We start from the raw sequence: 14,087 nt of genomic DNA on the forward strand, positions 1-14,087 counted from the left end.
CCCCGCTGGCTCTGGTGGCGGAGTCGGGTTCGACCGAACTTCAACAGGCACCGCGAGGCGAGGCAGTCATATCGTTCCTACCGCTGCCTTCAATTCGTCGACGAAGGTCTGCCATGATGGAAGCAGGGAAACCGGCCCGAGTGGATCGAGGCGTTCGAGGAGCTTGTGTCGGTGCTGGGGGAAGCGCTTCTGGAAGCTGTCCAATCGGCGACCGGAGTATCCGCTGGCCTTGGCTAGCGAGTCCTTGAGTAGCTTCTTGGGGTCGGCGACCTTCTCAACGGACGTTCCCTGGGGCAGGCTGAGTGGAATCTTGCCCTTCGGGTTCTCGGCGACCTGGCGGATCGAAGCCTCGTCGAGCAGCAGCCAAGCCTCAAGCATCCGGACTGGGACGACCGCGATGTGCGGGCAGTCTGGCCACTCGGACGCAACGGCTCTTGCGATCTCTTCCTGGCGCTCCGACACGCCTGCCCGGTCGGCGTCCCGGTGGATCGCGATCAGGTCGTAGTCGTCGCCGAACTTCCTCGCCACACGCAGCTTGTCCGGCACGGAGTGGGCCGCAACGTTGCTCAGGCGGCTGAAGTCTGGCGAGGTGACGGATGCCGTTCTGCCGGCACGGGCCACGATGGCCTCGATGTGGCGGACCAGACCGTCATCGCTGGTGCCCTCGCCGGTGAAGAGGATACGGAGCGTCACATGTCCTCCAGGTCGAGCGTGATCTGGGCTCCTGGGGGAGTGGTGAGGTAAGGGAGGATGTCGGCCTTCGTTACGTAGGTGCGATTCCCCTCAGTGACCCGCCAGGTATTGCGCAGCGGACGCAGCCGCAGGGCACGTGCGACCGATCCATCCTCCAACCGGTGCAGTGCGGTGTCCGCAAAGAGGAGGTCATCAGGTGAGACCAACTGGACGACACCGGGGGAGTGGGTGTTGATAAGCACCTGCCGGAACGGGTTGTCTGTTCCTGGGGCGGTCATCGGATCGACGGCGAGGTCTCGGACGAGATCCACCATGGGGACGAGATTGGCCGGGTGGATTCCGTTTTCCGGCTCCTCCATGCACAACATGCCCCGAACAGTGGGGTCTTCGAGTAGGACGCACAGCGCGAGGAAACGCAAGGTGCCCTCGGAGAGGCTTCGGGCCGGAAGCATCATGCCGTCCGACTCGCGAACCTGGACGGTCAGCAGTTGACGGACTTCGTCCTGGTCCACGGTCAGGTCACTGACCTGTACACCTGTCAGGTCGGACAGGCGGCCTGCGACGCGGGCGTACACCTGCTCTGGGTCCTCGCCGGAAACGGTGTGGGCGACGCGGTACAGGGCCGCCGGCAAGTGGACGCCGTCCACGCCCATCACCTGCGGGTCGATGAAGCGGTCGGCGCTGCGCAGGGCCGAGGGCTCCAGAGCGAGTCGTCGCCAGGACTCCATCTCCCGCCGTGCGGCGAGGATGGTCGGGTCGTCGCTGGAGGTGATGGTGGAGACCACGGTGGCGGGAGCCCGGGAGGCGGCGGCCGGCTTGGGCTGGCCCCGGCTGCCGCCGTCCTGGTGGATCTTGACGATCGGGCCGCTGGACTCGGCATCGATGTCGGTTGAGATGAACGGGGCACCGCTTCGGTGTCCGGTGATCACCTTGTCACGGAACTGGCCGGCGCTGTGCGGGAAGCGGAGATGCTGCTTGGCGGCGCCTTTCGTGATGTGCCGCAGTTCCTCGCGCAGGAGTGTGAGGCGGCCGAAGCGGTCGAGCCCCGAGGGGTCCTGGTAGCCGATCTCGAGTTCGTAGCGGAGGAAGGAGGTGGTGGGCTTCGTGGCCCGCCCGAAGTCGTCCTCGATGGCTAGCGGAACGATCATCTCTGCGGCGAATCGCATACGCAGCCCCCGGGAGCCGAATCCCTTCCAGAAGAGGTCGCGAGGGTCACCGTGTCGTTCGCCATGGACTCCGCGGACCTCCTGGGCCGCCTCCATCATTGACTTGTCAGCGAGCAAGGAGAGGAACTGGACGGCGTCGAACACATTCGACTTGCCTGTGCCGTTCGCGCCCGCGATGCAGGTGAAAGGCCCGAAATCGATTTTGGTGTCCAACAGGTTCTTGAACCCGTGGACTTCGAGTCTGGTGAGCATCAGGTGCTGGCCTCCGAAGCGTCTTCAGGTGTGAGGGTACCTGCCTGCGAGGTCATAGACCGTGGCCTCACAGGCGATGGTGGTTCGGACCCTGACCGGGAGCGCGAAAGGCGATCGTTCGGATCTTAGGTGGGAGCCGGCCAGTGCGGCCCTGCAGGGTGCAGCCGAGGCGTCGGGGTGGCGTGCCGAATCCGTGGGAACCGTCGTAGACCGGTGCGCCTGGGACGGTGGTGCCGGTGTCCACGCCGAGCGGGGTTCCGTGGCGGTCGACGATCAGGTGGTGCTCTTCGGATCCGAGGCGGGCATGGTCGACAGGTGAGAGGCCGACAAACTTTCCTGTCTGAGGGCTCGCATGTGTGATCCGTCCATGGACTGCGCCATGGACGGATCACACATAGGTGATGCAAGGCCCCTTCGAAGTCGCGCCAGGCGGCAGCCGGGACGACGACGCACAGCCGGCGGCTACTGATCGTCACGTGCGTGCGGGTTCCGCTGCGGCGGTTCAGGCCACTGAGAGGACCTGTGCCGAGATCGAACCCAGTGCACTCCCATTTCACATCGCGAGCCGCAGAGCACACGGAACGAGTCCGCCGCACGACATTTCCGCAGGTCAGCGAGGTGCTGGCCTGCGGAAACGGTGAGAGATCGAACTGCGTTTCCGCAGGTCAGAGGCCCTCTACAGGTCGTAGTAGAGCTCGAACTCGTGCGGGTGGGGCCGGAGGGCGATCGGGGCGATCTCGTTGGTGCGCTTGAAGTCGATCCAGGTCTCGATCAGGTCCGGGGTGAAGACGTTGCCCGCGAGGAGGTACTCGTGGTCGGCTTCCAGGGCCTCCAGGACGGCGGGGAGGGAGGACGGGACCTGGGGGACGTTGGCGTGCTCCTCGGGGGCCAGCTCGTAGAGGTCCTTGTCGACCGGCTCCAGCGGCTCGATCTTGTTGCGGATGCCGTCGATGCCGGCCATCAGCATGGCGGAGAAGGCCAGGTAGGGGTTGGAGGACGGGTCCGGCGCGCGGAACTCGATGCGCTTGGCCTTGGCGTTGGAGCCGGTGATCGGGATGCGGATCGCGGCCGAGCGGTTGCGCTGCGAGTAGACCAGGTTGACCGGCGCCTCGAAGCCCGGCACCAGGCGGTGGTAGGAGTTCACCGAGGGGTTGGTGAAGGCCAGCAGCGAGGGGGCGTGCCGCAGCAGTCCGCCGATGTAGTAGCGGGCGGTGTCGGAGAGCCCGGCGTAGCCCTGCTCGTCGTAGAAGAGCGGCGAGCCCTCGGTCCACAGCGACTGGTGGACGTGCATGCCCGAGCCGTTGTCGCCGAAGATCGGCTTGGGCATGAAGGTGGCGGTCTTGCCGTTCCGCCAGGCGACGTTCTTGATGATGTACTTGAACAGCATCAGGTCGTCGGCGGCGTGCAGCAGGGTGTTGAACTTGTAGTTGATCTCGGCCTGGCCGGCCGTGCCGACCTCGTGGTGCTGGCGCTCGACCTCCAGCCCGGCCGCGGCGAGTTCCAGCGACATCTCGGCGCGCAGGTCGGCGAAGTGGTCGACCGGCGGGACGGGGAAGTACCCGCCCTTGTACTTGACCTTGTAGCCGCGCACGTCGCCCTCGGCGGCGCCGCTGTTCCAGGCGCCGGCCTCCGAGTCGATGTGGTAGAAGGACGCGTTGGCGCTGGTCTCGAAGCGGACCGAGTCGAAGACGTAGAACTCGGCCTCGGGCCCGAAGAACGCGGTGTCGGCGATGCCGGAGGAGGCGAGGTAGGCCTCGGCCTTCTTGGCGACGTTGCGCGGGTCGCGGCTGTACGCCTCGCCGGTGACCGGGTCCTGGATGAAGAAGTTGATGTTGAGGTGCTTCTCGGCCCGGAAGGGGTCGAGGCGGGCCGTGGCGAGGTCCGGCACCAGAGCCATGTCGGACTCGTGGATGGCCTGGAAGCCGCGGATCGACGAGCCGTCGAACATCAGGATCTCGGACGGATCGAAGGTCGCCGCGGGTACGGAGAAGTGCTGCAAGACGCCCGGCAGGTCGCAGAAGCGGACGTCGACGAACTTGACGTCGTTGTCCTGGATGTACTGCTTCACTTCGGCGGCGTTGTTGAACATCCATCCTCCTCGGTGCGAATTTGGCTCACCATAGGAATGGGTCGTTTCCAGCCGGTGACCCGGTCGTTTCCTAGATGTTAACCACGGCCGCCGCGCGGGTGGCAAAGATGGACGGGCCTGTACAAATCGCCTCGCCGAGCTGGGCGTCCTTCCGCAAGTGGTCTGGACCACTTGGAAAGCCCGGGAACGACGGTTCACCCGGTCGGGGGGTGCTGCCCCGACCGGAGGGGAGCCGGTGGGGGTGCACGCCGTCAGCCCGGTTAGTGTGGATTCGTGGACACCAGAGAAGCGTTGGGATCGTGGATCGACGGCCCCCGGGCGGCCGCCGAGAAGTTGGGCGCCGACTTCGGCTACCGCGGCGAGCGCCTCGGGCTGCCCAAGGAGGGCCCCGGCTCGATCGCCGGCCCCGGCCGGCGGATCGGCGCCCTGTTCGTGGACGGGTGGCTGGTCGCCCTGATCTCGTACGGGCTGATCGCCCGCGGCGACCAGGCCGAGGCCAACCTGTGGACCAGCCCGCTGTTCTTCCTGGTCGCGGCCCTGCTGCTGGCCACCACCGGCACGACGGTCGGCAAGCGGCTGTTCGGCCTCCGGGTGGTCCGGCTGGACGGCAGGCGGGCGACCATCCCGCAGGTCCTGTTGCGCACCCTGCTGCTCTGCCTGGTGGTGCCGCCGCTGGTCTGGGACCGCGACACCCGCGGCCTGCACGACAAGGCGGTCGGCACCGTCGAGGTCCGGATCTAGCGCCCGGGGTCGGTACGGCCACCCCGGGCCCGTACCGGAACCCCGGGTCCCGTAGGACACAGAACGGCCCCGCCGCGGAGCTTCCGCGGCGGGGCCGTTGTCGTCAGGGGAGGGAGGGTCAGCGGGCCTGGCCGCCCTTGGGCATCCGGGCGCCCTTCGGCATCGGACCCTTGGGGATCGGCGCCTTGGAGAGCAGGTCGCCCAGCGCGCGCAGGCGGTCGTTGGTCTCGGTGACCTGGGTGGCGGTGATGGCGCGGGGCAGGCGCATCAGGTGGACCTGGAGCTTCTTCAGCGGGATCTCACCCTCGCCGGTGCCCACCACGATGTCGTGCACCGGCACGTCGCCGACCACACGGGCCATCTTCTTCTTCTCGGAGGCCAGCAGCTGGCGGACCCGGTTCGGGTTGCCCTCGCCGATCAGCGCGATGCCGGCCCGGCCCACGGCGCGGTAGACCGCGTCCTGGTTGCGGGTGACCGCCACCGGCGTCGTGCTGGAGCTCCAGCCGCGCCGGATGTTGTCCAGCACCGCCGCCACGGCCCCCGGCTGCCCCTCCATCTGTCCGAACGCGGCGCGCTCGGCCCGGCGCCCGAAGACGATCGCCATGGCCAGCACGGCCACGATGAAGCCCAGGATGCCCAGGTAGACGGGGTGCTCGATCGCGAAGCCGATGGCGAGGAACACGCCGAAGGTCAGCAGGCCGACGCCGGCGATGATCAGGCCGATCTTGGTGTCGACCTTCTTGGTCATGGTGTACGCCAGACGGATCTGCTTCAGCCGTCCGGGGTTCTCGGATGTTTCCCTCGCCATAACGCTCATGGTACGTGGCACGGGTACGGGATATCCAAGCCCGGGTACCCGTTCGCCCCAACCGTGACCCGAGCGCCCGTACACCGTCGCACAGAGCGACGCCGGGGCCATCGCCGACGCCGAAGCGTCACCGCCGCTCGGACGGCCCGCCCCGCGGCCGCACTTGGAGCCGCACCTACGGCCGCACCGACGGCCGTGTCCCGGCCGGTCCGGACACCCCGGACGCCCCGGATGCCCCGGACACCGCCACCACCTCGTCGTGCCGGCGGTCCGCCGCGTACCTGCGGTTCTCGCACACCGCCGCCCAGGCGTTGCGCCGCGCGTGCCGCTGGCCGGGAGCGAGCAGGACGCTCTCGGCGAACCGCAGCGCCACCCCCACCGACCGGATCCGCATCCCCATGCCGAACAGCTCCTCTCCTGGCTGTGATGGCCGAGAAGAATCGAACGCCCATCAGGCGTCCAGAGTCCCCACCCCGTGTTACCAGTCCGTGACCAGGCAGTCAAAGCGTGGTGAAAACCGGAAGGGCGGAGCAGCCGCTCCGCCCTTCCATGGCTTGAAACCTACCGGTGGCCGTCAGACAGCTGCCTGCGCGCGCCGCTCCAGCGCCTGCCGGTACAGCCGGCCGGCCCGGTACGAGGAACGCACCAGCGGGCCCGACATGACGCCCGCGAAGCCCAGCTCCTCGGCCTCCTGCTGGAGCTCGACGAACTCCTGCGGCTTCACCCAGCGCTCCACCGGGTGGTGGCGCAGCGAGGGGCGCAGGTACTGGGTGATGGTGATCAGCTCGCAGCCGGCGCCGACCAGGTCGGCCAGCGCCTGGCTGACCTCCTCGCGGGTCTCGCCCATGCCCAGGATCAGGTTGGACTTGGTCACCAGCCCGGCCGCGCGGGCCTGGGTGATGACGTCCAGCGAGCGCTCGTAGCGGAACGCCGGGCGGATCCGCTTGAAGATCCGCGGCACCGTCTCGACGTTGTGGGCGAGCACCTCGGGGCGGGAGGAGAAGACCTCGGCCAGCTGCTCGGGCACCGCGTTGAAGTCGGGGATGAGCAGCTCGACGCCGGTGCGGCCGGCCTCGCGGCCCGCGGTCATCGCGTGCACCTGGCGCACCGTCTCGGCGTACAGCCAGGAGCCGCCGTCCGCCAGGTCGTCGCGGGCGACGCCGGTGATGGTGGCGTAGTTGAGGTCCATGGTGACGATGGACTCGGCGACCCGGCGCGGCTCGTCGCGGTCGAACTCGGCGGGCTTGCCGGTGTCGATCTGACAGAAGTCGCAGCGGCGGGTGCACTGGTCGCCACCGATGAGGAAGGTCGCCTCGCGGTCCTCCCAGCACTCGAAGATGTTGGGGCAGCCGGCCTCCTGGCAGACCGTGTGCAGCCCCTCCTTCTTCACCAGCGACTGGAGGGCGTTGTACTCCGGCCCCATCTTCGCGCGGGTCTTGATCCACTCGGGCTTCCGCTCGATGGGGGTCTCGCTGTTGCGGACCTCCAGGCGGAGCAGCTTCCTGCCGTCGGGCGCGACAGCGGACACGTGCGACTCCTAGAACTAGACGGGGTACCCCCAGGGTACGCCTGTGGTTGTGGGGCCTTCGCCGGGCCTGCCGCCCTGCAATCGCAGGGCAACACGGCTACCGGTCGGTAGATTCCCGGTGGCTGCCGTGATCTCCGGCGGCCGCCGGGCGGGCGGGACGGGAGGTGCTCAGCGGCTGAGCGCCGGCTCCGGCAGCTCGGCGAGGACGTCGGCCAGGTGCCGTTCGACCGCCGGCGCCGCCTCGGCGACGGACAGCTCGCGCTTCAGCTCGCCGGTGAGCGAGGCCACGCCCGCGTCCCGGATGCCGCACGGCACGATCTTGTCGAACCAGGTCATGTCCGGGGCGCAGTTGAGCGCGAAGCCGTGCATGGTCACCCCGCGGGCGACCCTTACCCCGATCGCGGCGAGCTTGCGGTCGTCACCGCGCTGGCCGGCGTTGGAGGGCGCGTACTCGGGGCCGGCCAGCCGCGGGTCGATGCCCAGCGGCAGGCCCATCCGCAGGGTCAGCCTGCCGATGTCCACCACCTGCGCCGGGTCCACCACGGCGTCCGGGATGGACTCGCCCAGCACCCAGACCCCGCTGCGGCCCTCGACCCGGGCGGTGTCGATGCCGAACCCGCCCGCGGTGCGGATCAGCGCCTCCTCCAGCCGGCGGACGTAGGCGATGACGTCGATCGGGTCGGGCAGCTTGACGATCGGGTAGCCGACCAGCTGGCCGGGGCCGTGCCAGGTGATCTCCCCGCCGCGGTTGACCTCCACCACGGGGGTGCCGTCCAGCGGCAGGTCGGCGGGGTTGGTGCGCTTGCCCATGGTGTACACCGACTGGTGCTCCAGGAGCAGGACGGTGTCGGGGATCTCGTCCGCGACCCGCAGCGCGTGCAGCCGCTGCTGCTCCTCCCAGGCCTCCTGGTAGGGCACCGTCCGCTCACCTATGCCCATGTGGACAAAACGCACGTTCTCGCTCACCGCTGCCGCTCCTTGCCAGGCGTTCGAGACCAACCTCGCCACTGTACGCCCAGCCGGGCGGGACCCCTTCGGCCGCCCGTGGGCAGCCGCCCCGCCCGATCGGCCCCACCTCGCTTGGTCCCCGTTCAGCCCCCCGTTCAGCCCCCCGCTCAGCCCCCGCTCAGCCGCCCGCGAGCAGCTGGAGCCGCAGCGCGAGCTGGAGCTCCAGCGACCGCTCCGGGTGGTTCCAATCCCGTCCGAGCAGCGCCTCGACCCGGTCCAGCCGCTGGACCACGGTGTTCACGTGGACGTGCAGCTCGTCCTTGGCCCGGGTCAGGCTGCCGCCGCAGTCGAAGTAGGTGCGCAGGGTGCGGACCAGCTCGGTGCCGCGCCGGGCGTCGTACGCCAGCAGCGGGCCGAGCGTCGCGCCGACGAAGCCGTCCACGTCGTGGCCGTCGCCGAGCAGGACGCCGAGGAAGCCGAGGGCGCGGGCCGAGGCGCCCTCCCCGGCCCGGCCGAGCACCCGCAGCGCGCGGACGCAGCGCAGGCCCTCGCCGTACGAGGCGGCGGGCGCGGACGGTCCCGCGGCGGGGCGGCCGGCACCGACGGTGACCGGGAACCCGGCCAGCCGGGCCAGCCGCTCGGCGGCCTGCCCGGCGGTCTCCTCGGGATCGCCGGTGCCCCCGGTGCCACCGGCGCCGCCGTTCTCGGCGGGCACCAGCAGCACCACCGTCTCGGCGTGCTCGGCGCTGACGCCCCGCGAGCCGAACAGGTAGCGCCGGGCGGCGCCCGCCAGCCGTCCCCGGTCGTCGTCCTTACCGTCGGCCGGCTCCGCGACCAGCACCAGGTGCGGCCGGGCGAGGTCGACGCCGAGCCGACGGCCGCGCGCGGTGAGCCCGGCCGGGTCGCGCTCGGGCGCGGTCAGCAGGTCGGTGAGCAGTTCGCCGCGGACCCGGTTCTCGGTCTCGGCGACCGAGCGGCGCAGCAGCAGGAGCAGCGCGGTGACCACACTGGCCCGCTCGAACAGCCGCCGGTCGGCGTCGTCCAGGTCGGGCCGGCCGCGCAGCACCATGGTGCCGATCGCGTCGTGTCCGGCGAGCACCGCGCAGACCCACTGCTCGCCGTGCCGTACGGACCGGCCCTCGGCCCGGGAGGCGGCGACCGCTCCGGCCAGTTCCGCGGCGGGCGCGGAGCGTCCGGCCAGCGGCTCGCCCTCGGCGTCCAGGACGGCTATCTCGCCGCCCAGCAGGACGGCGACGGCGGCGGCGACGTCCGGGACCTCGGCGCCGCGCAGCACCAGGTCGGTGAGCCGGTCGTGGGCCTGCTCGGCGCGCTGGACGGCGGCGGAGTGGGCCCGGACCAGCTCGTTGGCGGCGTTCAGCTCGGCGAGCGCGGCCCGGGTGTCGGCCAGCGACTTGGCGGTGTCCAGGGCGATCGCGGCGTGCGCGGCCAGCGACCAGAGCAGCGCGACCTCGTCGGGGGAGAAGGCGCGCGGCGTGCGGTCGGCGGCGAACAGGACGCCGATGACCCGCCCGCCGATCAGCAGCGGCACCCCGATGATCGCCACCAGGCCCTCGTCGAGCACGCCCGCGTCGATCGTGCCGGTGTGGTGGAAGCGTTCGTCGGCGCGGTAGTCGGGGGTGGCGTACGGGCGGGCGGTCTGGGCGACCAGCCCGCCCAGTCCGTGGCCGAGGCTGAGCCGCAGGGTCTGGAAGAGGACGGAGACCGAGCCGTCGGTGACCCGCATGTAGGTGTCGCCGGCGGCCTCGTCCGGCAGGGTCAGGTACGCGGTGTCGGTGCCGAGCAGCATCCGGGCCCGGCGGACGATCGCCTGGAGCACGGTGTCCAGGTCCCGGGAGGCGGCGAGGTCCCCGGCGGTGTCGAAAAGGGCCGTCAACTCGGCCTCGCGGCGCCGGTGTTGACGCAGGGTGCGGTGGACCCGCAGGGCCTGCCAGGTGGCGTCGTCGATCTCGGCGAGGACGGCGGCCGACGCACCGCGGCGGCGGGCGTCGGCCAGCACGTCGGCGAAGTCCTCGGTGGCGGCGCCGGAGGCGAGCAGGTCGAGCAGTCGCCGCAGCGCGGGCGCGGCGCTTTCGTGAGGGTGGTTCATGGTGCGTGCTGCCAATCGGCGTCGGTTCCGTCGGTCCGAGAGAGCGCGATCGTACCGGCTCGGGACTCGGGCGACGGCGGGCTTCCCGGCGGGCTCGGGGCTCAGGCGACGGCGGGCTTCCCGGTGGCGGCGGCGTCCGCCTCCTGGCCCTGCTGCCCGTCCGCTCCCGCGGCCCCGGCGTCCGGCGCGTCCTCCGCGACCTCCGCGAGGTCCAGGCCCCTGGTCTCCCGGCCGCAGAGCACCGCCAGCACGGTGATCGCCGCCGCGATGGCCACGTACACCGCGATGGGGGTGGCGCTGCCGTAGTCCTTGAGCAGCGCGGTGGCGATCAGCGGCGCCGGGGCACCGGCCGCCACCGAGGAGAACTGGGCCCCGATCGAGGCGCCGGAGTAGCGCATCCGGGTCGCGAACAGCTCGGAGAAGAAGGCGGCCTGGGGCGCGTACATGGCGCTGTGGAAGACCAGGCCGACGGTCACGGCGGCGACCAGCGAGCCGAAGGAGCCGGTGTCGATCATGCCGAAGAAGACGAAGGCCCAGACGCCCACCCCGACCGCGCCCACCAGGTACACGGGCTTGCGCCCGACCCGGTCGGACAGTGCGCCGAACAGTGGGATCAGCGTGAACTGGATCGCGGAGGCGATCAGGACGGCGTTCAGCGCGGTCTGCTTGGAGAAGTGCGCCTGGGTGACGGCGTAGGTGAGCACGAAGGTCGTCATCACGTAGTAGGAGATGTTCTCCGCCATCCGCGCGCCCATGGCCACCAGCACCTCCCGCCAGTGGTTTCGCAACACCTCGACCAGCGGCGGCCGTTCGGCACCCTTCCGCTCCTTCTCCCGCTGCTGCTTCGCCGCCAGCGCCTGCTTGAACAGCGGCGACTCGTCCACCGCGAGCCGGATCCACATCCCGACCACGACCAGCACCGCGGACAGCAGGAACGGCACCCGCCAGCCCCACGCGAGGAACTGCGCGTCCGACTGCACCGTCGTCAGCAGCGACAGCACCCCCGCCGCCAGCAGGTTCCCGGCCGGTGCCCCGCCCTGCGGCCAGGACGCCCAGAACCCGCGCCGCCGCTGGTCCCCGTGCTCCGACACCAGCAGGACGGCGCCGCCCCACTCGCCGCCGAGCGCGAAGCCCTGCACCAGCCGCAGCGCCGTCAGCAGCACCGGCGCCGCGGCCCCGATCGAGTCGTACGTCGGCAGCAGCCCGATCGCCGTGGTCGACCCGCCCATCAGCAGCAGGCTCACCACCAGCAGGCGCTTGCGCCCGACCCGGTCCCCGAAGTGCCCGAACACCAGCGCCCCGAGCGGCCGCGCGGCGAACCCGATCGCGTAGGTCAGGAAGGACAGCAGGGTCCCGGTCAGCGGGTCGCTGTGCGGGAAGAACAGCTTCCCGAACACCAGCGCCGCCGCCGTGCCGTACAGGAAGTAGTCGTACCACTCGATGGTCGTGCCGATCAGGCTCGCGGCTACCACTCTCGGGAGTGAGCTGCTCGCCGTCGTACCTCGCGCAGAGGCGTTCATGGCCACCACTTCCAGAACCAGGGGGGAGACGATGTCGCCACAAGGTAGGAAGCACCGGACCCCGGGACTATGTGGGCGGCCCACACAGTCCCGGGGTCGAATATGCCTGTCCGCCCTATGAGCGGGCCGGTCGGATCCCGGAGCGCTCCCCGCTCAGTGCGCTGTCCAGCCGCCGTCGACGGGAAGGCTGGCGCCGGTGATGTAGGAGGCGGCGGGGGAACAGAGCCAGAGGGCCAGCTGAGCGATCTCGTCGGGCTCGATCAGGCGCTTCACGGCGGTGCGGTCGAGCATGATCCGCTCGACCACCTCGTCCTCGTGGATGCCGTGGGCGAGCGCCTGGGCGGCGATCTGCTTCTCCACCAGGGGGGTCCGGACGTAGCCGGGGTTGATGCAGTTGCTGGTGACGCCGTACGGAGCGCCCTCCAGCGCGACGGTCTTGCTCAGGCCCTCCAGGGCGTGCTTCGCGGTGACGTACGCGGACTTGAAGGCGCTGGCGCGCAGGCCGTGGACGGAGGAGACGTTGACGACCCGGCCCCACCCCTGCTCGTACATGTGCGGCAGGGTGCGGCGCAGGATGCGGAACGGGGCCTCGACCATGACGCGCTGGATGAGGGTGAAGCGGTCCGGCGGGAACTCGTGCACGGGCGCGACGTGCTGGAGGCCGGCGTTGTTGACGACGATGTCGGCGTCGTCCGGCAGGGCGTCCACGGCCCCGGGGTCGGCGAGGTCGGTGACGATCGCGCGGCCGCCGATCCGCTCGGCGAGTTCCTCGGCCGGGTCGGCCGCGAGGTCGACGACGTAGACCCGGGCGCCGGCGGCGGCGAGGGCCTCGGCGCAGGCCCGGCCGATGCCCGAGGCGGCCCCGGTGACCATGGCCGTGCGGCCGGCGAGCGGGCGGGCAGTAGAGGTGTCCATGGCCGAGAACGGTAGGAATCCGGCGGCCCCGCTCCCATGTGGCGGACCGCCACAGCATCCCGTTGGGCTGTGGTGTTGTCAGCCATGCGAACGGCGCGGGGTCCGAACGGTGGATCGACCGGTCGATCGGCTGACGGTTCGGCTGCGGATGACCAAACCCAACGTGAGCGCGCTTCCCCACAATGGGCGCGGTTGCTTCACCCGTTCGGTGGATTGCTCGGTCAGATCCACCCATAGCGCCCGAATGCTCGCTACATTCACGCCGATTCCCGACAGGGGGCGCCGCCCCAGGCCGCCGAAGTGCTGGTGAGGCCAGGTGCGACGTCCGAGAGGTGTTGACAGACATGCCCCAACGGCCTGCAACCGACAGCCCGGCGTACGGACCGCTCGACCCGCTCGGCCAGCACCGAGGTCCGGTCGGCCGGACCCTTCCGGACGCCCCCGACGCCCTGACCGCCGACACGCTGGCCGCCGACGCCCCGGGCGCCGACGACCTGCGGCTGCCCGTGCAGGCCACACCTGAACGGCACGAGAACCCCGTCTCGCCCGCGCCCGCCTCGGCCCGCGGCCCCGGCCACTCCGGCCCGGCCCCGCAGAACGGCCAGCTCGCGGCGCTGATCGAGGAGGCCGGCTTCTCACACGCGGGCCTCGCCCGCCGGGTCGACCAGCTCGGCCTGGAGCACGGCCTCGACCTGCGCTACGACAAGACCTCGGTCACCCGCTGGCTGCGCGGCCAGCAGCCGCGCGGCGCCACCCCGGCGCTGATCGCCGAGGTCTTCACCCGCCGGCTCGGCCGCCGTCTCACCGCCCAGGACCTCGGCCTGGACGCCTGCGCCCCGGTCTACGCCGGCCTGGAGTTCGCCGAGACGCCGCAGGAGGCGGTGGACATCGTGGCGAGCATGTGGCGCAAGGACAACGGCCCGCAGTCCGAGCTGCGCCGGATCGCCTTCACCCCGGCCGGCCTGGTCGTCCCCAGCCGGGACTGGCTGATCGGCCGTACCGACGAGCGGGTCGCGCGGGACGGCTCCACCCTGGGGCCGGGGGGGGGGGCGGCCGGGGGTGGGGGGGGGGGGGGGGGGGGGGGGGGGGGGGGGGGGGGGGGGGGGGGGGGGGGGGGGGGGGGGGGGGGGGGGGGGGGGGGGGGGGGGGGGGGGGGGGGGGGGGGGGGGGGGGGGGGGGGGGGGGGGGGGGGGGGGGGTCAGGCCGCGAGGGCGGTGCCGGCGGTCAGGTCGGTGGCGCGGCCGGCGGTGACGTCCTCGACGCGGCCGGTGGGGATGTCGTAGACCCAGCCGTGCAGGGCGAGCCGGCCCTGTCCGAGGG

11 protein-coding genes and 1 pseudogene are annotated in these 14,087 nt (G+C 71.2%); 2 read left to right on the plus strand and 10 right to left on the minus strand.

Translation table 11 applies throughout. The annotated features are described in order from the left end of the window. Positions 1-66 precede the first annotated feature (66 nt). The 3 genes from BU198_RS22020 to glnA form a co-directional block, all read right to left on the minus strand. Positions 67-693, minus strand: coding sequence for a DUF4276 family protein (locus BU198_RS22020; RefSeq protein WP_188298583.1), 627 nt, complete (start codon positions 691-693; stop codon positions 67-69). Next, positions 690-2,111, minus strand: a complete 1,422-nt coding sequence (locus BU198_RS22025; RefSeq protein WP_188298584.1) for an AAA family ATPase — start codon at positions 2,109-2,111, stop codon at positions 690-692. The genes BU198_RS22020 and BU198_RS22025 overlap by 4 nt, the downstream gene beginning before the upstream one ends. 676 nt (positions 2,112-2,787) lie before the next feature. Beyond that, complete coding sequence (gene glnA / locus BU198_RS22030) at positions 2,788-4,200, minus strand: type I glutamate--ammonia ligase (protein WP_188298585.1); 1,413 nt, start codon at positions 4,198-4,200, stop codon at positions 2,788-2,790. 273 nt (positions 4,201-4,473) lie between these two features. On the opposite strand from glnA, the gene BU198_RS22035 reads away from it, so the two are divergent. After that, positions 4,474-4,941 (plus strand): RDD family protein, encoded by a 468-nt coding sequence (locus BU198_RS22035; RefSeq protein WP_188298586.1) that lies wholly within the window; start codon positions 4,474-4,476, stop codon positions 4,939-4,941. 118 nt (positions 4,942-5,059) lie between these two features. Here the strand turns inward: BU198_RS22035 and BU198_RS22040 are convergent, their stop codons facing one another. The 7 genes from BU198_RS22040 to BU198_RS22070 all read right to left on the minus strand — a co-directional run bounded on the left by BU198_RS22040 (position 5,060) and on the right by BU198_RS22070 (position 12,767). Further along, on the minus strand, positions 5,060-5,749 hold the full coding sequence (locus BU198_RS22040; protein WP_188298587.1) for a DUF4191 domain-containing protein: 690 nt from the start codon (positions 5,747-5,749) through the stop codon (positions 5,060-5,062). A 175-nt stretch (positions 5,750-5,924) separates the two neighbouring features. Continuing rightward, entirely contained in the window at positions 5,925-6,149 is a 225-nt protein-coding gene (locus BU198_RS22045; RefSeq protein WP_188298588.1) for a hypothetical protein, read from the minus strand. A gap of 174 nt (positions 6,150-6,323) precedes the next feature. Then, positions 6,324-7,277 (minus strand): lipoyl synthase, encoded by a 954-nt coding sequence (locus BU198_RS22050; RefSeq protein ID WP_188298589.1) that lies wholly within the window; start codon positions 7,275-7,277, stop codon positions 6,324-6,326. 168 nt (positions 7,278-7,445) lie between these two features. Then, entirely contained in the window at positions 7,446-8,216 is a 771-nt protein-coding gene (lipB, locus tag BU198_RS22055; protein WP_223244763.1) for a lipoyl(octanoyl) transferase LipB, read from the minus strand. 187 nt (positions 8,217-8,403) lie between these two features. Then, a complete protein-coding gene (locus BU198_RS22060; protein WP_188298591.1) occupies positions 8,404-10,332 on the minus strand; it encodes a helix-turn-helix domain-containing protein in 1,929 nt (642 codons plus the stop codon). Between the two features lie 101 nt (positions 10,333-10,433). Further along, positions 10,434-11,852 carry an MFS transporter gene (locus BU198_RS22065; RefSeq protein ID WP_188298592.1) on the minus strand — a complete coding sequence of 473 codons (1,419 nt, stop codon included), beginning with the start codon at positions 11,850-11,852 and terminating at the stop codon, positions 10,434-10,436. 153 nt (positions 11,853-12,005) lie between these two features. Beyond that, positions 12,006-12,767 (minus strand): 3-hydroxybutyrate dehydrogenase, encoded by a 762-nt coding sequence (locus tag BU198_RS22070; RefSeq protein WP_188298593.1) that lies wholly within the window; start codon positions 12,765-12,767, stop codon positions 12,006-12,008. Between the two features lie 614 nt (positions 12,768-13,381). On the opposite strand from BU198_RS22070, the pseudogene BU198_RS44280 reads away from it, so the two are divergent. Continuing rightward, positions 13,382-14,005: pseudogene (locus BU198_RS44280) on the plus strand (regulator); the annotation flags it as partial. Between the last annotated feature and the right edge of the window lie 82 nt (positions 14,006-14,087).

The organism is Streptomyces sp. CBMA156, assembly GCF_014596515.1.
In the GTDB taxonomy this organism is placed as follows: domain Bacteria; phylum Actinomycetota; class Actinomycetes; order Streptomycetales; family Streptomycetaceae; genus Kitasatospora.

Bases quoted from the DNA above. Each gene is read 5' to 3' on its own strand.
- BU198_RS22065 (WP_188298592.1), bottom strand. From the start codon at position 11,852: ATGAACGCCTCTGCGCGAGGTACGACGGCGAGCAGCTCACTCCCGAGA.
- lipB (WP_223244763.1), bottom strand. From the start codon at position 8,216: ATGGGCATAGGTGAGCGGACGGTGCCCTACCAGGAGGCCTGGGAGGAG.
- BU198_RS22060 (WP_188298591.1), bottom strand. From the start codon at position 10,332: ATGAACCACCCTCACGAAAGCGCCGCGCCCGCGCTGCGGCGACTGCTC.
- glnA (WP_188298585.1), bottom strand. From the start codon at position 4,200: ATGTTCAACAACGCCGCCGAAGTGAAGCAGTACATCCAGGACAACGAC.
- BU198_RS22070 (WP_188298593.1), bottom strand. From the start codon at position 12,767: ATGGACACCTCTACTGCCCGCCCGCTCGCCGGCCGCACGGCCATGGTC.
- BU198_RS22045 (WP_188298588.1), bottom strand. From the start codon at position 6,149: ATGGGGATGCGGATCCGGTCGGTGGGGGTGGCGCTGCGGTTCGCCGAG.
- BU198_RS22025 (WP_188298584.1), bottom strand. From the start codon at position 2,111: ATGCTCACCAGACTCGAAGTCCACGGGTTCAAGAACCTGTTGGACACC.
- BU198_RS22040 (WP_188298587.1), bottom strand. From the start codon at position 5,749: ATGGCGAGGGAAACATCCGAGAACCCCGGACGGCTGAAGCAGATCCGT.